Consider the following 21,710-nt stretch of genomic DNA (forward strand, 5'->3'; position numbering starts at 1 on the left):
TCTGCAACAAATTATCTATTTGTAGATATCTTGATTGTTGATAACAAAATCAATAAATTTTGCTGTTAATGCAGGATAGAAATACATGATCACTAGAATAGCACAAGTACACCCATAAGAAAACAACATCAAGGCCGGAGGTTCATTTTTATCATATTTTATCTTACTGATACCAAAGAAGAAATTATGGATTATGGGAAAGAAATATAACACACTCATAAGCGTGCTAAAACCTATTGTTAGCGCCATAAGTATTATTTTACTTTGTGCAACACTAAACATCATATATTTTGCCCATATCGTTGCAGTAGGAGGAATCCCAATTATACCAAAAGCAGCGATGGAAAAGATAACGCAAGTTGTCGGCATTCTATTTGCTAAGCCTTTCATTTCTCCAACATATTTATAACCAGTCTTTATGTATATTGCACCTGCAGTAAAAAAGAGAGTTATTTTAGCCATTGAATGCAGAATCATATATAAAAGAGCTACAGCTAAGCCTTTTTCTCCAAAACAAGCAAATATCATCAATATGTATGATAATTGACCTATAGTAGAATAAGCGAGTATGGATTTTATCTGCTTTTTATGTACTGCTTCCATTGATGCAAAAATTATGGTTATTATCGTTATCGCCATTAATGTTATTTGCAATTCCTCTTTATGCATATCAAATGCATAATATGTTATTTTCATGATGCTAAAAACTCCTGCTTTTACCACTGCAACAGCATGCAATAAAGCACTAACAGGAGTAGGAGCAGTCATCGCTTTTGGGAGCCAAGAACTAAATGGAAATAGAGCACTTTTGCTACATCCATAAAGAATCATGAGAAATAAAGTTAATTGCATCAATATGTTAGGAATTACCACCTTCATATCTTTTCCAAAAATTAATGAATCAGCTCCATTAAATTGCCAAATAATGATTACTGCTGGCATCAATAAAGCCATGGAAGTTCCCATAAGAACATTAATATATGTTTTTCCAGATTTTAAATGTACAGCTTTTCTATCAAAAGTAACTAACGGATATGTGCAGACAGTTAATAATTCATAGAATATAAATAAAGTCCATAAATTACCAGACAGAGCAACTCCTATAGAACTAGATATTGCTACTGCAAAAAGAGCAAAAAATCTTGACATAAGAATAGGCGCAGATTTACAGTGTTTTTCCATGTAAAAATGAGAATAGATGGTTGCTGGAATCAATAAAATCGATATTAGGGAGGTAAATACAATACTTATGATATCTGGATACATCAGTATAGAAATGCCTGGTAGGAAATTTTTTTTTATAAAAAATACAGAAATTCTCTGATTTAGAAAATCTTGCAAAAGAATAAATGTAAAATATAGTAGCACACAACCTATCAAAACATTACAAAAAAGCCTCAATTTGCCGTTTTTAATTATTAAGGATATTGGAACAGAAAGCATTGGTGCTAAAAGATTTATCATTAATATGTTCATTGCGCAAAATTTACATCGTAATTTTTATTTATATGGTTTTGATTTGTCTTTCCTTCAAAGTGAAGAATAATAATACTATTTTCTCTATCATTACAAGTATCATATCCTGCCATTTGAAAAAAATATCCAAAAGATTTTATATGTCATTCAATATAGCATCATTTAAATATAAAGTTAGTGTTAATCAATAAATATATTAATTTAATCTAACATTTTTATTGCAACAATTGATGATTTATTTTATTCTAAAGTCTTACGACCACTTTGGGAATCCGATTTTAAATATATTAGCTTGTTTATAGTGTGTTATCGTTATGAAGACTAAAAGAAGGGATTTTATCGTTCTTACCAGTATGGCTATGGCAGGCTTTGGTGTTGTATCTGCCACTTGGCCATTGATAAATTCTATGAATCCGTCAGCAGATGTTCTTGCAGTTGCAACAAAAGAAGTTGATTTGAGTGATGTGAAGCCAGGACAAGTCATCAAAGTTGTTTGGCAAGGGAAGCCTGTTTTTATAAGGCGACGCACCTCTGAAGAAATAAGTGAGATGTCAAAAGTTCCAATAAATGATTTAATAGATAAAGAAACTGATTCTGCTAGAGTTAAAGAAGGGAAAGAAGAATGGCTTGTTGTGGTTGGTATTTGCACTCATTTGGGGTGCATCCCAATAGAAAATAAGGGAGATTATGGAGGGTGGTTTTGCCCTTGTCACGGCTCTCATTATGATTTATCAGGTAGAATTAGGATGGGGCCTGCACCGAGAAATCTTGATATCCCTGATTACTATTTTATGGATGATAATAGAATATTGATTGGTGCTAAACAAGAAGATAAAAAATAATTTTTATAGGAGTGTTTGATGTCTCAGGATAGTGAAAATTCTAGGTTTAAAGGAATTTTAGGGTGGATAGATTATCGCTTGCCGATTGTTTCATATTTTGTTGATCATTATGTGTTTTTTAAGGCTCCTAAGAATCTTAATTATCTCTGGAACATGGGGTCCATTGCTGGAATTGTTCTAGTTATACAGATATTAACCGGACTGTTTTTAGCAATGCATTATAATCCTAGTGCAGAAGGTGCTTTTGCTAGCGTTGAGCATATAATGCGAGACGTTAATTTTGGTTGGCTAATTAGATATGCGCATTCTAATGGAGCTTCAATGTTTTTCGTCGTGCTATATCTTCATATATTTAGGGGTTTTTATTATGGATCATATAAGGCACCGCGCGAACTGTTATGGATTTTAGGCGTTATTATATTCCTTGTTGTTATGGCAACTGCATTCATGGGCTATGTATTGCCTTGGGGCCAGATGAGTTATTGGGGTGCGACAGTTATTACAAATCTCTTTTCTGCGATACCATTAGTTGGAGATAGTATAGTATCTTGGATTTGGGGAGGTTTTACTGTTGATAATCCCACGTTGAATAGATTCTTTGTATTGCATTATTTGCTTCCTTTCATATTGTGTGCCATTGTGTTCTTACATTTGACATCTTTGCATACCTTTGGCTCAAATAATCCAACAGGAGTATCAATAAAAGATAAGAAAGATACTGTACCTTTTCATCCTTATTACACTGCAAAAGATAGTTTTGGCTTTGCAATATTTTTCATTGTATATTTTGTTTTTGTATTTTTTGCTCCAAATTATTTAGGGCATCCGGATAACTATATTGAAGCCGATTCTTTAGTTACGCCTTCACATATAGTACCTGAGTGGTATTTTCTACCTTTTTATGCAATATTACGAGCTATTCCTAATAAATTAGGTGGAGTTATAGCAATGATTGCCGCTATTGTCGTGTGGGTGTTTTTACCTATATTAGATAGATCTAAAATCAGAAGTGGTAATTATAGGCCTACTTTTTGTATTTTTTATATAATATTTGCATTAAATTTCTTGTTTTTAATGTGGTTAGGTGGGCAAGAAGCAAAAGAACCTTTTTTAAGTTTATCTAGGCTTTCTTTAGTTTATTATTTTGCTTATTTTTTGATTATTTTGCCTATTTTGCCTAAATTTGAGAAAACTCTTGAATTGCCTAATTCGGTAAGTGATTCTATGAAAAGATGTTAATGGGTTTTGTAAGTATGTTGAGATTTAGTATTTACACTTTTTTCTTTATTTTGTTGATTTGCTCAGTAAATATTTTGAAAGCTGAAGAAGGAAAAGAAAAGCCGATATCGCTGGGATGGTCGTTTAATGGGGTATTAGGTAAATTTGATAAGAATAGTATAAATCGTGGTTATATAGTATACAAAGAAGTGTGTTCTTCTTGTCATAGTTTAAATCGCATATCTTTTAGGAATCTTAAGGAGATTGGGATGCCGGAAGATTTTGTAAAGGCTATTGCTTCTTCTTACGAATTTGATGATGCAATAGATGATAGCGGTGAAGTGCAATCTAGAAAGGGAGAAATATATGATTATTTTCCATCTCCTTATAAAAATAAACAGGCTGCTGCGGCTGCAAATAATGGTGCTGTACCACCAGATCTTTCATTAATTATTAAAGCAAGACACAATGGTGCAAATTATCTATATTCTTTGCTGACGGGGTATACCACTACGGATCCCAATGAAGAGGGGTTATATGAAAACCCTTATTTTGAAGGAGGAGCTCTTTCTATGGCACCTCCTTTGATTGAAGGCATAGTCACTTACCCTGATATGACCGAAGCTTCTATTTCTACGATGGCATATGATGTTGTGAATTTTTTACAATGGGCAGCTGAACCAGAGATGGAATCTCGTAAAAAATTGGGTTTAAAGATAATGGTATTCTTGCTGATTTTGAGCGTCTTGTTGTACAAAGTGAATAAGAGTGTTTGGAGAGATATTAAGGATTAATTGATAGAATTAATCTAGCCAATTTAATATCACATCTAATTGATCTTTAGTTGAGAGCATGGGAGCATGAGATACTTTAGGAAAAGTATGAGCTTCGCAGTTTTTTTTATCGAGCATTTTATTTAGTGTTTGTTTTTCTAATATAGGCGATAAATTACCCCTTAGAACTAATATTTTGACATTATCATCTATTTTATTCCAATAATGCCATAAATTTATATCTTTCATTTCTTCTGCGTATTTTAAGAAAGTATGAAATATTTGTTTATCAAAATGCAGTGTATATTTTCCTTTTCTGTATATTGTTCTACATTTAAAAAAATGTAGCCATTGTTCTTTTCCTTTAATACCGGTATGCTGATACATATCTTTCAAAAATGAGCAGCAATCATTGTAATCTTCAAATTCTGTTTGTATTGTATTAAAGAATTTTGCTAACCTAAATTGTTTATCTGCTTTTATATATGGTCCTACATCATTGAGAATGATTCTTTTTATCATATTTTTGAATCTTGCACACATTTCTATTGCTAAAATTCCCCCCATGGATGTGCCAAATAAATCGACTTCTTTTATTTTTAGTCTGTTGATAACTTCTTTTATGATGTCAACGTAGAAACTATTGTTATATAATTTTGCTTCTTGTAAGTGAGAGCTTCTTCCTCTGCCAAAGATATCTATTAGTATGATTCTATAATTTTTCTTAGCTAATTCATCAACTAGATAATCAAAATCGTGAGATAAGCCATCCACCCCATGTAGCATTAGTGCAACATCAGTATATTTTTTGTCTGTGTTTATATCATAGATTGCTAAATGATAATTATGATTATTTATTATGAAATTTTCATATTTTATGTTTTCTAATATGTTTAGCATTTTTTATTTAATATAGAATAAATCAAATTTTGTTAAATCATAATATCAAAAAAGAAGAAGTGTATATCTTATTCAGCATAAAGTGTATGGTTTTTTAAACTTTTTATCCTATGATTTATTAAATAAATTGTGACATTAGGTATTAAATCTTCTAGTTCTTTTTAAGAATTATTGATTTTTTAATTATAATATTGATTAGTTGAAAAAATATTATTAACATTTTGTCATATTTTTATATTATTTTTTAATGTATTATTGTGATTGTTACATAGATAGAGGTGCCAAGGATGTATGAAAGGGTAAAAAAGATAGGGGTAGAATCTTATCATTATTATTCACTAAGAGCTGCGTGTGACTCATTGTCATACAATATTGATTCTTTGCCGATCTCTATTAAAATACTTTTAGAGAATTATCTTAGAAAAAGTAATGGGGATGAGAAATGTTTAGCAGATATATTAGACTATACAAATAACACTGGTAAACCTATAGAGTTTTATCCATCAAGGGTTTTAATGCAAGATTTTACTGGCGTTCCAGCAATTGTTGATTTGGCTACCATGCGTAATGCTATGGAAGACATTGGTAAAGATGCAATGAGAATTAACCCCCTTGTTCCAGTAGACCTAGTAATTGATCACTCTGTACAGGTAGATTCTTTTGGTCAAAAAAACTCTCTTGACAAAAATGTTAAAATTGAAATGTATCGTAATATTGAACGTTACAAATTTTTGAATTGGGGGCAAAAGAGTTTTAATAATTTACGCATTGTTCCTCCAGGAACAGGGATATGTCATCAGGTGAATATAGAATATCTTGCAAATGTTGTGACCCTTTCAAAGGATAATTTATTATACCCTGATACTCTAGTTGGTACTGACAGCCACACTACTATGGTTAACGGTCTTGGTGTTTTAGGCTGGGGAGTAGGAGGCATAGAGGCGGAATCTGTTATGTTGGGTCAACCTATATCTATAGTTATTCCAGAAGTAATTGGTGTAAAATTAGAGAAATCTTTAAAGCCTGGTATTACAGCAACAGACTTAGTGCTTTACATTACTCATATACTACGTACTAAAAAAGTAGTAGGAAAATTTGTTGAATTTTATGGTGATGGCTTAGATAGTCTTTCTCTCGCTGATAGAGCAACAATTGCAAATATGGCGCCAGAGTGCGGTAGTACGTGTAATCTATTTCCAATTGATGAACATACTTTAGAATATCTTGAACTTACTGGTCGTGCTAGGGATAAAATCAAAATTGTAGAAGAATATGCCAAAGAACAAGGTATGTGGCACAATAAGAATTGTGATATCAAATTCACTGATACAGTCGAAGTTGATTTATCTTCCATTGAACACAGTTTAGCTGGCCCGAAAAGACCACAGGATAATGTATTATTACACAAAGTACCGGAATCTTTTTATTCTACAGTAAACAAAAAAATAGATAATACTAAGGATGAATTAAGAGATGGTGCTATTGTTATTGCAGCTATTACAAGTTGTACTAATACTTCTAATCCAGATGTGATGATAGCAGCAGGGCTTGTTGCAAAAAAAGCTGTTGAATTGGGAATTAAACCTAAGTCATGGGTTAAGACATCATTGGCACCTGGGTCACAAGTTGTTGATGCATATCTTCGTAGATCTGGATTATATAAATATCTTGAAGGTATTGGATTTCATATAGTTGGGTTTGGATGTACTACGTGTATTGGAAATTCGGGACCACTTATTCCTGACGTTGCTGAAAAAGTGAACGAAAATGATATGATAGTTGCTAGTGTGCTTTCTGGTAATCGTAATTTTGAAGGCCGTATTAGTCAATTAGTTAAGGCAAATTATCTTGCCTCTCCTCCTTTGGTTGTTGCCTATGCACTGAGTGGTTTTATTGATAAAGATATAACAAAAGATCCTATTGCCACTGACAAGGATGGTAAATTAGTTTATTTGGCAGATATTATGCCTAATAATAGTGAAATTGCAAAAATTGTATCCGAACATATAAATCAAGATATATTCAAAGAAAAATATTCAGATGTATTTTTGGGTCGTGCAGAGTGGAGAAGTATAGAAATGCCTTCTTCAACGGTTTATTCATGGGATGAAGATAGTACCTATGTGCGTAGGCCCAATTTTTTTGATAATTTGAATTCCTTTGCTTTATCAGATATTTCAGATGCTAGAATAATCCTTACTTTAGGAGATAGTGTCACAACTGATCATATTTCTCCTGCGGGACAAATTGCCAAAAATAGTGCAGCTGGTCAATTTTTAAAAATGAAAGGCATAAACGAGGAAGATTTTAATTCATATGGTTCTAGAAGAGGTAACCATGAAGTTATGGTAAGAGGGACTTTTGCCAATATTCGTATACGCAATTTAATGTTGGGTGGTCAAGTTGAAGGTGGATACACAAGAATGCATGATGATCCAACTGTTAAGACAGTTTATGATATTGCTACAGAGTATGCAAAGAGTTCAATTCCTTTGGTTGTCTTTGCAGGTGAAGAATATGGTACTGGATCTAGCCGTGATTGGGCAGCAAAAGGAACAATGTTGTTAGGGATCAAGGCTGTTATTGCAAAAAGTTTTGAGCGCATACATCGCTCTAACTTAGTTGGAATGGGAGTTTTACCATTTATTATCCTTGATAAAAATTTTGATTCTTCTTTACTTACGGGAGATGAAAAAATTAATATCCATTTTGAGGCACATTCAATTCAGATATATTTTAAATGTAAGTGTGATATTACCAATCCAGATGGCACGATATTAACAATAGAATTGCAGGCAGACATTAGGACACAAAGCGAAATCGACTATCTAAAAGATGGAGGAATATTACGTCATGTCATTAAAAAATTGTCGACGTAATTATCCTCTCTGACAATTACAACGCATAAGCGAGATTAAATTATGACTTGACAGGATTTTTTACCTTCTCTGGTTGTATTTGCTCTGCTTGCGTTACTTGATTTAATGTGCTATTGGGGAATTTTTTTCCATCAACTTGATCTTGTAAAAGCTCGGTTAACAAATCTTCTTGGTTTACCGGTGGTATTTTCATTTTATTTACCCTCTATATATATTTTAATTTCTCTAAAAAATTAAGTCTCAATGAACCAGATTCATTATTGCTCATATGTCTTTTTAATGCAACATTTTAGTTTATTATAATCGCAGTTTATTAGGTCTTTAGAGAAATTTTAATTGCATTGATCTGCATATTGTTCTACTATGTTCTTTCTAATTTGATATTACGGATAATAAATGCTTTTTAGATCAGAAATTCATGAGAAGGCAACATTTGCAATTTTGTTTGCATTTTGTGTATTGGTAAATATTTCCTACGTAATATTAGCTTCTTTAGGTTTCAAAGGCTGTATACTTTGTGTTTATCAGAGGATTCCTTATATAGTGAATTTTTGCTTAGGATTGCTATATATAGTGGTTTTACTTTTTGTCTCGAGGAGTATAAAAATCAAGATAAGAAACTGTATTATTTTACTTATGTTTTTTTCCATGCTAATTGATATGGCAATTGCTGTATATCATCTATTGGTATTACATGGGATTATTGCAGCAGAATGCTCTCATATTACAGTTTCTGATGAGCTTATATCGTCTGAATCATTATCAGATTTATATGACTTTATTGTTCTAAACAAAGAGTTAGATTGCTCGACTTCTTCGCTTGATATTTTTGGTTATCCTCTGGCAATGTGGAATTTCCTTTCATTACTATGTATTATATCTCTATCTACTTTTGTTTTTTACTATGATAAAAAAAAAGCTACTAAGCCAAATTATTAGAATTAATCATGCTGGTGAATATGGTGCTTTCTGTATTTATAATGCGCAACTGAAGCATTTTAAAAATGATCCTGAGTATAGGGAACTTATTGATACCATGAAAAAACAGGAAGAGGAGCATTTAAAATTTTTTGCTGAGCAATTGCTGCGTCATAGAATATCTCCAACACTTATGATTCCTATATGGGATATAGCAAGTAGATTTTTAGGCTTTACTACTGCTAGATTAGGTAAAAAAGCAGCAATGTTATGTACTGTTGCTGTGGAAGAGGTAATAGAAGAGCATTATAAATCTCAGTTAGATATGTTGGAAAAATTAGATCATGATGAAGAAGTAGAATTGTTAAAAGACAAAATTATTAAATTCCGCGAAGATGAGTTAGAGCATCATAGAATCGGAATTGAACATGATGCGCTAGATTGTGATAGCCGTGCACTTTTAACCTTATGTATAAAGTCTTTTTGTAAATTTGCTATATTTGTATCTAGATATATATAGGCAATGAGAATTGGTGTTAATAATAGTACTTACATATCTATTTTTTTAATTATGCTGGATATAGTGTTTTCACAGCATTTGTCCATATTATCAGATTTATCTCTGGATCTGGTTGCTTTATCTATTTTCTCTGTTTTTAGATTATCTTTCTTATTTTGGTTAATTGTTGGATTAATTTATGACATACTTTACAATTTTTATTTTGGCCTGAGTGCCATATTCTATATTACCTTGCATTTCTTATCTTTTTTTATAATACAGAAAATTGTTGATACTACAGATATGAACAGGGAAAAATCTTTTTATATTAAGTTGCTTGTTGTTTTTAATTTACAGTATGTAGCTTTGTGTATTTATAGATTGGTGATTTTTAAGATCATAAATGACTCAATTTTGCAGGTTGAGATTTTACTAAATATTCTATGTATTTTTATCAATAGTATTATATTGGTTATTTTCCTGAGTTTTACAGTATCGAGTTTAAAAGAGAGAGAATATGATATTTTAGTATGATATTGTTCACATACCCCTTCCACGTTTTTTCCCTTGAGCAATTTGTTGTTTAGTTGCTTCAAGTTTAATTTGCCATATTCCAATCTTCTTTTTCTTCTTTATGCTTTCGTTCACAAGCGATTTTATTGCTTTCATATCGTTTATTTTTTCTCCGAATATTAATTTCGTCCATTTACCAATCGGGATTGCAAATTTTATTGCTGTGATTTCTTCCACTTCTTGTGCACTTTCTCTTTGTTTTTCTTTGAAAACTTCATTTTCTTTTTGTATTTGTTGCTTTAATTCTTTTAGCTTTTTTTCGTGGTATTCTTTATTTAGAATCTCTTCATAGTCGTCCTGATAATATACCCTATATACTATCTTGATGTGATATTTTTTTTTCAATATTAAAAATATAATAAATATTACTGCTATCAAGAGTAGAGCAAGTGCTAGCATAATAGCGTTTTGTCTGATAAAATCTATCATTAGGTTATTAAAAAATATATTGTTGCTCAGTATATTTGAAAGTATGTCAAAAATGTGTCTGTAAAACAACAGATCTAGATTTTTCAAAACTTCTAAAAATCCTTTATACAATGATTTTCATTGTTGGTTTTATGTTTTGCATACGATGTTATTCTACTTTTTTGTGATTGAAAATTAGTTAAAAGATGCTAGTTTTACGAGATATATTTTGGCTTTTATTTATTCTATAACTAAAAGATACTTATCATTAATTTATATTTTTTTAATTCTATTGGAATATAATTAATTTATTAACCTAAAAATTTGAAAAGTAAGTGATTTTGGGATTTTAAAAACACTTTCTAAGGGTGTTGATCTAATTTATATAATATTAATGAGAAGATTCTTTTTATGAGAAAAAAAGGTATAACTTTTATTTTGGAAAATGGTGAAGAATTATCTTTGTCAAAACTCGATGCTACATTTGGTCCAAGTGCTATAGATGTACGTGAATTATATAAGCGTACAGGGCTTTTCACTTATGATCCGGGTTTTTTTTCAACAGCATCTTGTAGATCATCAGTTGCTTTTATTGATGGTGATGAAGGAATATTGCGTTATCGTGGATTGGATATATCCAACATTGCAGAAAGTAAAAGCTTTTTGGAAGTAGCATATTTACTGTTTTACGGTGTGGAACCAAGTTCAGTTCAATTTGATGGTTTTTTGAATAAAGTGAAAAAGCATTCTTATCTTGATAAAGAAGTTGTGGATATGATTTTTAATCTTCCACCTGCTAGTCATCCAATGTCTATTATGATGTCTGCTTTTTCTGTTCTTTCATGCTTATATAAAGATCTTAGTATTGAAAATGCATATGCAATGGCTCTTGCAAAAGCTCCATATGTTGTTGCTGCCATTTATCACTTTTTAAATGGGGAAGAATTTAATTCTAATGAATATAAGTATTCAGACTATTGTAAGAATTTATTGTATTTATTATTTCCCAGTTCAGATATCCCAGATGTCTTTGTGGATGCCATAAATAAGTTCTGTGTTTTACACGCTGATCATGAACAGAATGCTTCTACTTCTACTGCTAGAATGGTTGCTTCAACTCAAGTTCCGCCTTTGGCAGCAGTGACTGCAGCAATAGGAGCTCTTTGGGGAAAGGCTCATGGTGGAGCAAATGAATCTTTGCTATTAATGTTAAAAGAAATCAATAGCGTTGATGATGTGCCAGGTTTGATAGCAAGAGCAAAAGATCCTAATGATGATTTTAGAATAATGGGCTTTGGGCATCGAGTATATAAAAATTACGATCCTAGGGCAAAAATACTTAAAGACGTATGTCAAGATGTATTGCATGCAGCAGAAGTTCATTCAGGAGATGAAGCAGAGCTTTTTAAAATTGCTAATAAATTAGAAAGCATTGCATTAGAAGATGAATATTTTATAAGCAGAAAGTTATATCCCAATGTTGATTTTTATTCTGGGATTGTTATGAGAGCCATAGGTTTTCCAGTTAATATGTTTACTACTATGTTTGCCACGGCGCGTATTGCAGGTTGGATGTCACAGGTCAATGAAATGCTTCTTGATGATGAACAAAAATTATACAGACCAAGACAACTTTACATAGGAAAATAAACAAAAAGATTCATTTATAGCTACTATACTGAGGTCAATGGAGTCCTAGTTCTTTCCAATTGATAGGTTTATCCGTCGTTGAAATAACTTAATAGTATATAGTTCAATTTTCTTCATCTGTTACCAGAATTTAAAAAATTAAACTTTAACATTTAATCTTTTAAAGATAAAATGGCCTTTTATTTATTATATTTTATAAATATGGGAGAAGTATTATTGGAACTATTTAAAAAAATCATCAAATATGTACAAATATTTCAAAAATATCTAAGTAGTAAATTAACTATAGAATTGAAGATAGAAGATAAAGATCCTTTTAAAGAGAACGGTTACAAAGATTTTGTTTTAGAAATGCGTAATAACACAGATCTTGATTGTTCTTTTAATGATGTTAATTTTGATCCCTTGACTCGAATTCTTTTGATACAGTCAAGAACCGATGCTGGTGATGGAAAGAAGGAATCTACTTATTATTCTAGTGATATTTACAGTCCTACATTGAAAGCAGGAGATTGCTGGAGAATTTATTGTAGCTATTACGAGGTAAATGAATTTCATAAAAGGTATTCATCAATGGATACAAAAGGAAGAAAATCTTGGAAGCCAATATTTAAAAGAAACTGTAAGAGTAAAAGAAAACGTATAACAAAAATAAAAATCTCTGCTGAGATGAAGAACTTCTTAAAAAAGCCATTTAAACCCATTCCAACGATCAAAGAAATAGTGAACAAGGAGGTGAGTATTAAGTGATTAGTAAAATGATTAATCATTTAAAAAAGCTAGTTCTTGTGGTGTGATATGATGCAGTAATTAGGTTGTTTTGTTGCATTGTTTTGGATAAAATTAGCAATTATCAATTTTTAGGGGATCAAATTCTTGATAGATATTGGTGTTTTTATTAGAGCAGTACTACCATGTGCAATGGCAAATAGTAAAATAGCTGCTCTGTGGCTGTGGAAGAAAATTATACGTCCTCAAATAAGAGGAAAATTAATAACAGTAGAGATTAAAGGTTTTAAGCATTGGCCAAAAGGAGAGAAGGGTTTTGATACTTCGCTGTCATATATTCATTCTGTGCCTTCTGATAATTTGAAAGTGCAAGATTGTGCCTTGCAAGTGCAACAATTGCTCATGGATGCTACGTATCCTCGGAGAGAAGTAAATGGTGTTACGTTTACTGCAAATTATCAAATGCAACAAAATTATAAAATTCTGCCTTTATTTTTAGAGATTAAAAATAATTCACAAGAAGAAATCGCTTGTTGGTATGAAAATTTTGACTATGTAACAAAGAAGCTCTTTGGAAATCCTATATTAATGAAATGTAGAGAAGGTGAAATATCAGGAGAACTTATCGGCTATATGTGGTGTGATCGTCCTATTGATTTTCATGGCTTTCAAGTCTTTAGTGTTAAAGCCAATGGTGGTGCAGTAATAGTCTTTTTTGATGCCAAAGTATATGAGAATTATTTGGAACACTATGTTAAGAATAAAAAAGACAAATCTAGTAGATATAAAGCAACTTTATTTGTTAATAAAAATTATATCCCTATTAAATTTGATGAACGCGCTAAAAAAATAATAAATCACTATATGCAAAGTTAAGCTGTGTATCTATTTACTTTACTAATTTAATTATCTTATCTTTCGCTTTTGTTATCATATCTGATAAATAGTCAGAGCCACCTTTATCAGGATGGTTTGCTTTAATAAGCTGATTAAATCTTTTTCTTACTTCCTGTTGAGTTTTGGGCATTTCTTTAAATCCTAGAATTTTTAATGCGGTCTCAACAGACATATCTGTTTTATTATCACTATCTTTTTCGCGAAATTTTGAGGTATCAAAAACCCTAAAGATGCTGTATTTATCTATAAATAGAAGAATTTTATAGAGTTTTTCCTTATCATATATCCATAATATCCCTCCTAGCAAAGAGAGAATAGCTAAATATGCTAAGAAAAATATCAAAAAATTTACTACCATATATTGGTTTCAAAATAATACCCGCTGAGAGTAATATATCATCCTTTTATTATTTTTTAAATATAAGCGCATTGTAGGTATGATCTATATAAGATAGTAGTGCAATATGAATTAAATATCAAAATTTTAATTTTTGTACTGTCTATTATTGATGATTGATGTTTGTTTTGTTAACATAGTACGGTTAAGCAGGTTTGTCTTATTGGAATTTTATACTTATGTTTATACAAACTGTGGATACTCCTAATCCAAATACACTAAAATTTGTAACTGAAGTTCCTGTAATTGATGGAAAGGATTCTTTTTTTATCCGTGCTATTGATAAAAATAAACTAGATCACGATTTGGTTAAGGCTCTTTTTGAACTTGATTTTGTTGAAAGTATCTTCCTTTCTCCAGATTTTTTAACCGTGACAAAAAAAGAAAATGCATTCTGGGATTTTATAAAACCAGAGATACTTGAGATAATAGCAAGCTTTTGTTCTAAAATAGCTTATGATAAAAAATCTAATGTTACGGAAAATAATGAAGAGATATCTGAACAAAATGATGCTTTATTGGAGTGTGAATTTGACCCTGCAGATTCAGAAATTGTTTCACAGATTAATGATGTTATAGAGAAAAATATTAGGCCCGCCCTGTGGCAAGATGGGGGCAATTTAATATTCAAAAAATATGCAGAAAAGTGTGTCTATGTTATATTGCAAGGTGCATGTGTAGGTTGTCCAAGTTCCACAATAACACTTAAGCAGGGTGTAGAAAGCTTGCTTAGATATTATTTTCCTGAAAAAGTAAATGAGGTGGTTGCCTTGCCTCATGATGTTGAAGATCTGGAGAATTATATTGCATCTAATGGTGAGTAAAATATTATGCATGTTTTTCTTGGAAATAATAATGATGTTTTAATCAACAATATTGTTGCATCTTATGAAAATTCAGATGAATTCAAAAATTATTTGACAGTACAAAAAGTTTTGCATAAGCAATTTGCCGATGGTGAGAACTACACAAGGCTTGATGATCAGTTTGTATATAATGAAGATGTAACTCTGTTAGAAACTTTATCCAATGATAGCGCTGTAATTAATCTGATGCTTATGATAGATGCAGTTTCTCGTCTTAGGCCTAGGAGTTTAAATATTTTTATCCCTTACATGGGATACGCTAGACAAGATAGAGTGAATGCTTCTGGTGAAGCTATTTCGGTAGCTGTATTATTTAGAATGTTATCGGAGTATTATCCGGTGCGTAATTTCAATTTTATTGATATTCATAATCCAAATTCTCTTACTATTCTTAGAAATTGTCAGGTTAATAATCTTAATCTTTCTGAGTTATTTATCAAAGAAATAAGAAAATCTATTGGCAAAGATGGTGTGGTTGTTGCTCCGGATTTTGGTTCCATTAAACGTAGCAGAGATTTGGCAAAGCAATTATCTTTTCCGGTTGCATTAATTGAAAAACAGAGAGATTTGTCTTCTGGTGATGTTGATATGATCTCTATTAGAGGTGATATCAAAGGTAGAAATTGTATCATATACGATGATATGGTTGATTCTGCAGGGACTCTTTGTAAGGCTGCTGATATGCTGAAAAAAAATGGCGCAAAAAAAATCTTTGCATGTTTGACACATGGTATATTTTCTGGACAAGCTTGTGAGAGCATCCAGAATTCCAGCTTAGAAGGTGTGTTTGTTACTAATACAAGAGACTGTTCGATTGCTGTTGCTAAATGTTCAAAAATTAAACTTTTGGACGTTTCTTCTTTTATTTTAAATTCCATTATTCGTTATTTATAATCTTTGTATGAAGGCTTTTTCAAAGGTGTTGATCGCCAATAGAGGTGAGATAGCATGTCGAATCGTTAAGACTCTTAAAAATATGAATATAAAGAGTGTCGTGATGTATTCTAATATTGATCATAACGCTCCTCATGTTTTGGAGGCTGATGAAGCATATCCCTTAAATGGTGACTTGTGTCAAGATAGCTATCTTAATGAAGATAAGGTTTTTGATATTATTCAAAAAAGTGGTGCGGATGCTGTACATCCGGGGTACGGATTTTTTTCAGAGAATGCAAAATTTGCTAAAAGAATAGAAAGTGAAGGCATTGTTTTTATCGGTCCTAGCTCTAAAATAATTAACCTTATGGGAGATAAAATCAACTCTAAAAAAGTTGCAAAAGAATCTGGCGTATCTATTGCTGAAGGTTATCTTGGGACAATTGATTCTGATAAACATGCTTTGGAGATTGCTAATAATGTAGGTTATCCAATTATACTTAAAGCTTCTGCTGGCGGCGGAGGGAGAGGTATTAGAGTTTGTTATTCAGATGAGGACTTGCTGAATGATTTGCCAATAGTGAAAACGGAAGCTCTTAATTCTTTTAAGGATGATTCTCTTTTTATAGAGCGTTATATTGAGCGGCCAAGACATATTGAAATACAAGTTGTAGCAGATAAGTTCGGGAATGTTTTATGCCTAGGGGAGCGTGAATGCTCTATACAGAGGCGTTATCAAAAAATAATAGAGGAAGCTCCTAGCTGCTTTGTGACAAAGGACGTTAGAAAGGAAATGTATAAACAAGTTAAAAATTTAGTTTCAAAAATTGGTTATTATTCTGCCGGAACAGTGGAATTTTTAATGGATCATGAGCGAAATTTTTTCTTTTCTGAGATGAATACTAGAATACAAGTAGAGCATCCAGTTACTGAGCTTGTTACTGGCTTTGACATTATCAAACAAATGATAGAAATAGCACAAGGGAAAGAATTATTAATCAAACAAAAAGATGTGAAGATAAAGGGCGCTGCAATAGAAGCGCGAGTTTATGCTGAAGATCCATATAATTGTTTTGCACCTACTAGAGGTTTAATCAGTAATTATGCAGAACCTGATTCAGTCAGAATAGATTCAGCAGTGAATAATGGTTGTGAGGTCAGTGTATTTTATGACCCTATGATAGCCAAAGTTTGTACTTACGGCTCAGATAGAGAATCTGCGATTAAATTGATGAATACTGCTTTGAATAAATTTAGCGTTGGTACTCTCATTAATAATATTACTTTCTTACAAGAAATTGTTAATCACAAAAAATTTAAAGACGGAGATCTACATACAGGCTTTTTAGATGAGATTTTTCCTTCTGGGGTGATGAGAAAAAAAATACCTTTGGATACTGATATCATATCAAAATTAATGTTTGTCTGTGTTGCTATAAGGATAAGAAATATTCTTAAAGATTCAGATGTAGAGTTAGCAAGCTTAATAGGAGATTGGTATTTGATTGTTGATGATGAGCATTTACAAGTGAGCTTCTTAAATCTTGCTAAAGATGGAGTTTTTTCATTTTCTTATGATGATAAAAAATATGATTTGATAATTAAAAGTTATAGTAATTATATCGTGAATTGTTGTCTAGTAGGCCATAAAGATGTTGCTTTCAAGTTGTTTAAAGGCAGTAACAATTTTTCTTTTATCATAGAATATGATTGTCTCAGAACAGATATCATGACATTACAGAAAAATGAATTTGATGCTTTAGATATTGTGAAAAACAATGTGGCGGATTCTGATTTATCAAATGTAGTGAGTTCTCCTATGTGTGGTTTAATTAAAAATATCTATGTAAAATCTGGAGATAGTATAGATTTGGGACAACCACTATTTGTTATTGAAGCTATGAAATCACTTAATTCTTTTACAGCAGAAAAATCTGGGATAGTAGAAGAGGTATGTTTTAAAGAGGGAGAATTGGTATCAGATGATGATGTTATAATTAGATTGCAATGATGATCAATTGTATTTGTTAACAATAGGGCAATTTCATTAAACAAGAGTCTATATTTCTGATAGCAATTATCAGGAGGGTTGCACACACTAGTCCCACGCTCTGGGTTAGATATTGATATATGTAATATTAAACAAACAATTCGGTTACATTAACATTAATTGGTCTTTTTTGTTAGTGTAATATTTAATTCTTTTAATTGTTTCTCTGATACTGTTGATGGTGCCCCCATCATTAAATCTTCACCCTTTTGATTCAGCGGAAAACATATCACTTCTCTTATATTTTTTGCTCCTGAAAGAAGCATGATGATTCTATCTATTCCTGGAGCTAAACCACCGTGAGGAGGGGCCCCAAATTTGAAAGCATTATATAGACTCGGGAATTTTGATGCCAATTCACCATCTTTATATCCAGCGATTTTAAATGCTTCTTCTAATACATCAAGTTTATGATTTCTAATTGCACCACTTGATAACTCTACGCCATTACAGACAATATCGTATTGATAAGCAAGGATATCTAAGGGATCTTTTTCTTTTAAAGATTGTAGACCGCCTTGTGGCATAGAGAAGGGGTTATGGAAGAAATCAACATGTCTTTTGGTTTCATCATATTGGAAATAAGGGAAATCTGTAATCCAACAAAATTTGAATAGATTCTCATCTATTAAACCTAGCTCTGTCCCCAGATTCTTTCTAACTTCTCCGGCAATATAATGTGCTTTTTCAGAATTATCGCAAGAGAAAAATACAGCATCACCCGGTTTAATCTTAGTAATTTCTTTTAGTTTATTTATTTTATCAGGAGTCAAGAATTTTGCGATGGGCCCTTTTGCTTCTCCTTCAGAATTAAAATTTATATACCCTAATCCTGAAGCCTGAAGTTCTGTAATCGCATAATTTATCTTTTTATCGAAGAAACTTCTAGGATGATTGCCTGTTCCTGGTGCTGGGATAGCTTTTACTATCATTCCTTTTTCAATACTTTTTTTGAAGATAGAAAATTCCGAATCTGCAAATATGTCTGTTACCTCAGATAATTCAATGCTGTTTCTTAAATCAGGTTTATCTGTGCCGTATTTCGCAATTGATTCTCGAAATGGAATTTGGATAAAATCCTCATCTATTGTTTTATCTTTCAGATATTTTTTAAATATCTTTAATAGTAATTTCTCAAAGATGGAAAATATTTCATTTTGCTCTACAAAAGCCATTTCCACATCTAATTGATAGAATTCACCAGGTGAGCGATCTGCTCTTGAATCTTCATCTCTGAAACAGGGTGCTATTTGATAATATCTATCAAAGCCAGAAACCATAAGCAATTGTTTAAATATTTGTGGTGCTTGAGGTAATGCATAAAATTTGCCCTTGTTTATTCTACTAGGCACAAGATAATCTCTTGCACCTTCTGGAGAAGAAGAGGTTAAAATAGGAGTCTGTACTTCAAGGAATTTATTTTCTGTCATAAATTGCCTTATATCATTTAGAACGCTTGCACGAAGATTCATGTTGTTCTTCATTTTTTCTCGTCTAAGATCTAAAAATCTGTACTTTAGCCTTATTTCTTCAGAATAATTATCTTCAGATGCTATAGGGAGAGGTAATACATCTGCTCTTGATTCAACATGAAATTTCTCAATTTCCAGCTCTATTTTACCATTTGGGATAGATTCATTGATTGTTTCAGGACTTCTTGATCTTATTTTTCCTTCTATGGTTACAACACTTTCTATTCTAATAGAAGAGATAGTTTCAAAATCATTATGTTTTTCATTGCACACGGTTTGTAAAATGCCATAGTAATCACGAATATCAAGGAATAATAATCCGCCATGATCTCTTTTATGAAATATCCATCCTGATATCTTTAGGCTCTTTCCAACATCACTCTCTGTAATCTCAGCCAGATTAATATCTCTGTAACAATTGTTCATTCCAATACAAAAAAACTTCTATACTGAAAATGATAAGGCAAAAATATCTTTTTTACTATTGATCTTCATTATTTATTATATAATTTAATAGATGTTTGTATTTCTCTAATTATTTGAATTTGTTTATGCTTGGTTTAAAAAAGGTTAATTTAATATTCCTAGCTGTGGTAATTTCTTGTATGCTGGGTGCCGCATTCGGGACAAAATATGTTATGGATCTCTATGATAGTAAAAAAGGCCCTTTTTTTTATTCTGTAAAGATCTTTGATGTTAATCTGGATCAAGGAAAAGAATTATTGCAGATTAAGATCTCGATAGAATTGGATAATATGTTGGATTTGAAGGCTATAAAAAAATTCGATCCATATATAAGAGATATGTGTTTGAAATATTTTACTGCTCTTAGACCTGCAGATTTACACGGAAGTAATGCATTGTACATCATGAGAGAAGAACTAATGTTGCGACTTAATAAAGCGGTGCAGCCTACAGTAGTAAAAAATATACTTTTCGAAGAGATAATGACGGGCTGATAATTGTGCTTTTTTAATTAGATGCAACATAAAGATGTTATTTTCAATTTAGTAGAGAAAGATCGCAAAATTTTCTTTGATAAAATCTTCAATTGTCTTATGCGATTTATAGTCAATGACCTTAGAAGGTTTAATACTGTTTCTATTACTAAAGATTATAAACTTGAAAATAATGTGATCTTACGGAATATTATTCCAGATTATCCTTATATCTTTATTTCTCATTTTGGTGATGATCCTTTGTTGCTTTTACTCGATTCTGATGAAGTGAAATTTCTTTTTGACTATATATTGCATAGTTTTAATAGAGATATTCTAAAAGGAGTGAAAAATGAAAACAAAAATACAATACAAGACGAGAAATATTTCAATAGAACTCTGACAGATATAGAGTATAGAATATTACGGATGTTTACTAATCACATATTTAAGAGTGTTGTTAGTGCATTGAAATTTAGAATAAGTGTCGATTATAAGCCTATTGTTTGTGATATAAAAGATAACGAAACTATATATCTTGCCATAGATAAGGGAGTTATTTTTAATTTGAAATTAACAGTTAATGATGTTTCTTCTACTGTGCGGATATTCATGCCTAGCAATTTCATAGAATCTTTGTTATTGGATTTTAATATAAAGCAAAAAGAACGTGTAAAGGGTGATAAAAGCCTTAGAGGTTCTGTAATTGATATCAAAACAAAAATTGATTTTGTAGTTAAGTTGGATGAAGTATCTGCTAAGCATACAAAAGATATTAAAATAGGTGATAAAATTGCAATAAACCCTGCCGATTTAACAAGGGTAGTTATGAGATCTATGAGTACTGATCTTGGGTACTGTTCTTTAGGAGAATTGGACAAAAAAATAGCTGTTAAGGTTGATTACATTGTTACAGAGGACGAATGATATGTTTGAAGGAATGATTATTTTTTTATTAGGAGTAACCATATTCTATTATATGAAATTATCTTCTGATTTGAAAAAAATAGGATTGGATTATGATAGATTAGACCGTATGTTTAAGAATCTTAATTATACTATAAATTCTAGTGTAAAAGTTAATGATGAGCTGCAAGCAGAAGCTGTGAAATGTGAAAAAACTTTTTCAGATTTGTTGGATAAATCTAATGCTTCAATATCAGATTTGAAATTTTTAATTGATCGTGCTGAAAGAATAATGGATGACATAGAGTCAGTTAGCAGCGCTGGTCTTTCAAAATTTGGTCACGTAATAAACAAGAAAAAGCAAAAAAGCGAATCTGAAAAAACTTTTGAAGATATCTTACAATCTATTAATGATAAAGATAGTATAGAAAGAGTTTAAATTC

General features: G+C 31.3%; 22 protein-coding genes. 16 read left to right on the forward strand and 6 right to left on the reverse strand.

The genetic code is table 11. The features are described 5' to 3' along the window. Positions 1-15: 15 nt before the first annotated feature. Positions 16-1,149 carry a cation:proton antiporter gene (locus GUI12_00940; GenBank protein UAT42725.1) on the reverse strand — a complete coding sequence of 378 codons (1,134 nt, stop codon included), beginning with the start codon at positions 1,147-1,149 and terminating at the stop codon, positions 16-18. Positions 1,150-1,790: 641 nt separating this feature from the next. Between GUI12_00940 and petA the strand changes: the two genes are divergently transcribed. Genes petA through GUI12_00955 form a run of 3 tightly spaced genes read left to right on the forward strand, consistent with a single transcriptional unit; the run spans position 1,791 to position 4,330 of the window. After that, positions 1,791-2,318, forward strand: a complete 528-nt coding sequence (petA, locus tag GUI12_00945; protein ID UAT42726.1) for a ubiquinol-cytochrome c reductase iron-sulfur subunit — start codon at positions 1,791-1,793, stop codon at positions 2,316-2,318. A gap of 18 nt (positions 2,319-2,336) precedes the next feature. Further along, positions 2,337-3,557 (forward strand): cytochrome b/b6, encoded by a 1,221-nt coding sequence (locus GUI12_00950; GenBank protein ID UAT42727.1) that lies wholly within the window; start codon positions 2,337-2,339, stop codon positions 3,555-3,557. A gap of 14 nt (positions 3,558-3,571) precedes the next feature. Further along, positions 3,572-4,330 (forward strand): cytochrome c1, encoded by a 759-nt coding sequence (locus tag GUI12_00955; protein UAT42728.1) that lies wholly within the window; start codon positions 3,572-3,574, stop codon positions 4,328-4,330. Positions 4,331-4,339: 9 nt separating this feature from the next. Here the strand turns inward: GUI12_00955 and GUI12_00960 are convergent, their stop codons facing one another. After that, on the reverse strand, positions 4,340-5,209 hold the full coding sequence (locus GUI12_00960) for an alpha/beta hydrolase (protein UAT42729.1): 870 nt from the start codon (positions 5,207-5,209) through the stop codon (positions 4,340-4,342). 287 nt (positions 5,210-5,496) lie between these two features. On the opposite strand from GUI12_00960, the gene acnA reads away from it, so the two are divergent. Next, positions 5,497-8,088: an aconitate hydratase AcnA gene (gene acnA / locus GUI12_00965; GenBank protein UAT42730.1), complete on the forward strand. Its 2,592-nt coding sequence runs from the start codon at positions 5,497-5,499 to the stop codon at positions 8,086-8,088. Positions 8,089-8,128: 40 nt separating this feature from the next. Here acnA and GUI12_00970 read toward each other — a convergent pair whose 3' ends face one another. Beyond that, on the reverse strand, positions 8,129-8,281 hold the full coding sequence (locus tag GUI12_00970) for a hypothetical protein (protein UAT42731.1): 153 nt from the start codon (positions 8,279-8,281) through the stop codon (positions 8,129-8,131). Between the two features lie 203 nt (positions 8,282-8,484). On the opposite strand from GUI12_00970, the gene GUI12_00975 reads away from it, so the two are divergent. The 3 genes from GUI12_00975 to GUI12_00985 are packed head-to-tail and all read left to right on the forward strand — an operon-like array spanning position 8,485 to position 10,039. Beyond that, positions 8,485-9,027, forward strand: a complete 543-nt coding sequence (locus GUI12_00975) for a disulfide bond formation protein B (GenBank protein ID UAT42732.1) — start codon at positions 8,485-8,487, stop codon at positions 9,025-9,027. Further along, the gene (locus GUI12_00980; protein UAT42733.1) at positions 8,993-9,526 is read left to right on the forward strand and encodes a demethoxyubiquinone hydroxylase family protein; all 534 of its coding nucleotides are present in this window, start codon (positions 8,993-8,995) and stop codon (positions 9,524-9,526) included. Before GUI12_00975 ends, GUI12_00980 begins: the two co-directional genes overlap by 35 nt. 3 nt (positions 9,527-9,529) lie before the next feature. After that, positions 9,530-10,039 carry a hypothetical protein gene (locus GUI12_00985; GenBank protein UAT42734.1) on the forward strand — a complete coding sequence of 170 codons (510 nt, stop codon included), beginning with the start codon at positions 9,530-9,532 and terminating at the stop codon, positions 10,037-10,039. A gap of 6 nt (positions 10,040-10,045) precedes the next feature. Here the strand turns inward: GUI12_00985 and GUI12_00990 are convergent, their stop codons facing one another. Further along, complete coding sequence (locus tag GUI12_00990) at positions 10,046-10,507, reverse strand: hypothetical protein (GenBank protein ID UAT42735.1); 462 nt, start codon at positions 10,505-10,507, stop codon at positions 10,046-10,048. A 390-nt stretch (positions 10,508-10,897) separates the two neighbouring features. Here GUI12_00990 and gltA point away from each other — a divergent pair, with 390 nt between their 5' ends. From gltA to GUI12_01005, 3 genes are all read left to right on the forward strand, one after another. Then, positions 10,898-12,136: a citrate (Si)-synthase gene (gene gltA / locus GUI12_00995; GenBank protein ID UAT42736.1), complete on the forward strand. Its 1,239-nt coding sequence runs from the start codon at positions 10,898-10,900 to the stop codon at positions 12,134-12,136. Between the two features lie 171 nt (positions 12,137-12,307). Further along, positions 12,308-12,886: a hypothetical protein gene (locus tag GUI12_01000; protein UAT42737.1), complete on the forward strand. Its 579-nt coding sequence runs from the start codon at positions 12,308-12,310 to the stop codon at positions 12,884-12,886. 126 nt (positions 12,887-13,012) lie between these two features. After that, positions 13,013-13,741, forward strand: coding sequence for a hypothetical protein (locus GUI12_01005; protein ID UAT42738.1), 729 nt, complete (start codon positions 13,013-13,015; stop codon positions 13,739-13,741). Between the two features lie 13 nt (positions 13,742-13,754). Here GUI12_01005 and GUI12_01010 read toward each other — a convergent pair whose 3' ends face one another. Next, positions 13,755-14,120 (reverse strand): hypothetical protein, encoded by a 366-nt coding sequence (locus GUI12_01010; GenBank protein UAT42739.1) that lies wholly within the window; start codon positions 14,118-14,120, stop codon positions 13,755-13,757. A gap of 218 nt (positions 14,121-14,338) precedes the next feature. Between GUI12_01010 and GUI12_01015 the strand changes: the two genes are divergently transcribed. The 3 genes from GUI12_01015 to GUI12_01025 are packed head-to-tail and all read left to right on the forward strand — an operon-like array spanning position 14,339 to position 17,912. Continuing rightward, positions 14,339-14,983 (forward strand): NifU family protein, encoded by a 645-nt coding sequence (locus GUI12_01015; protein UAT42740.1) that lies wholly within the window; start codon positions 14,339-14,341, stop codon positions 14,981-14,983. A gap of 6 nt (positions 14,984-14,989) precedes the next feature. Further along, the gene (locus tag GUI12_01020) at positions 14,990-15,919 is read left to right on the forward strand and encodes a ribose-phosphate pyrophosphokinase (protein ID UAT42741.1); all 930 of its coding nucleotides are present in this window, start codon (positions 14,990-14,992) and stop codon (positions 15,917-15,919) included. 7 nt (positions 15,920-15,926) lie between these two features. Then, positions 15,927-17,912: an ATP-grasp domain-containing protein gene (locus GUI12_01025; protein UAT42742.1), complete on the forward strand. Its 1,986-nt coding sequence runs from the start codon at positions 15,927-15,929 to the stop codon at positions 17,910-17,912. A 155-nt stretch (positions 17,913-18,067) separates the two neighbouring features. Here GUI12_01025 and aspS read toward each other — a convergent pair whose 3' ends face one another. Next, positions 18,068-19,849, reverse strand: a complete 1,782-nt coding sequence (gene aspS, locus GUI12_01030) for an aspartate--tRNA ligase (protein UAT42743.1) — start codon at positions 19,847-19,849, stop codon at positions 18,068-18,070. A gap of 125 nt (positions 19,850-19,974) precedes the next feature. Between aspS and GUI12_01035 the strand changes: the two genes are divergently transcribed. From GUI12_01035 to GUI12_01045, 3 genes are read left to right on the forward strand one after another with little or no spacing between them, the layout of a single operon-like run. Further along, the gene (locus tag GUI12_01035; GenBank protein UAT42744.1) at positions 19,975-20,382 is read left to right on the forward strand and encodes a hypothetical protein; all 408 of its coding nucleotides are present in this window, start codon (positions 19,975-19,977) and stop codon (positions 20,380-20,382) included. A gap of 21 nt (positions 20,383-20,403) precedes the next feature. Beyond that, the gene (locus tag GUI12_01040) at positions 20,404-21,288 is read left to right on the forward strand and encodes a hypothetical protein (protein UAT42745.1); all 885 of its coding nucleotides are present in this window, start codon (positions 20,404-20,406) and stop codon (positions 21,286-21,288) included. 1 nt (position 21,289) lies between these two features. Then, the gene (locus GUI12_01045; GenBank protein UAT42746.1) at positions 21,290-21,706 is read left to right on the forward strand and encodes a hypothetical protein; all 417 of its coding nucleotides are present in this window, start codon (positions 21,290-21,292) and stop codon (positions 21,704-21,706) included. The last annotated feature ends 4 nt before the right edge of the window (positions 21,707-21,710 follow it).

Source organism: Anaplasmataceae bacterium AB001_6 (assembly GCA_020002265.1).
Lineage (GTDB): Bacteria > Pseudomonadota > Alphaproteobacteria > Rickettsiales > Anaplasmataceae > AB001-6.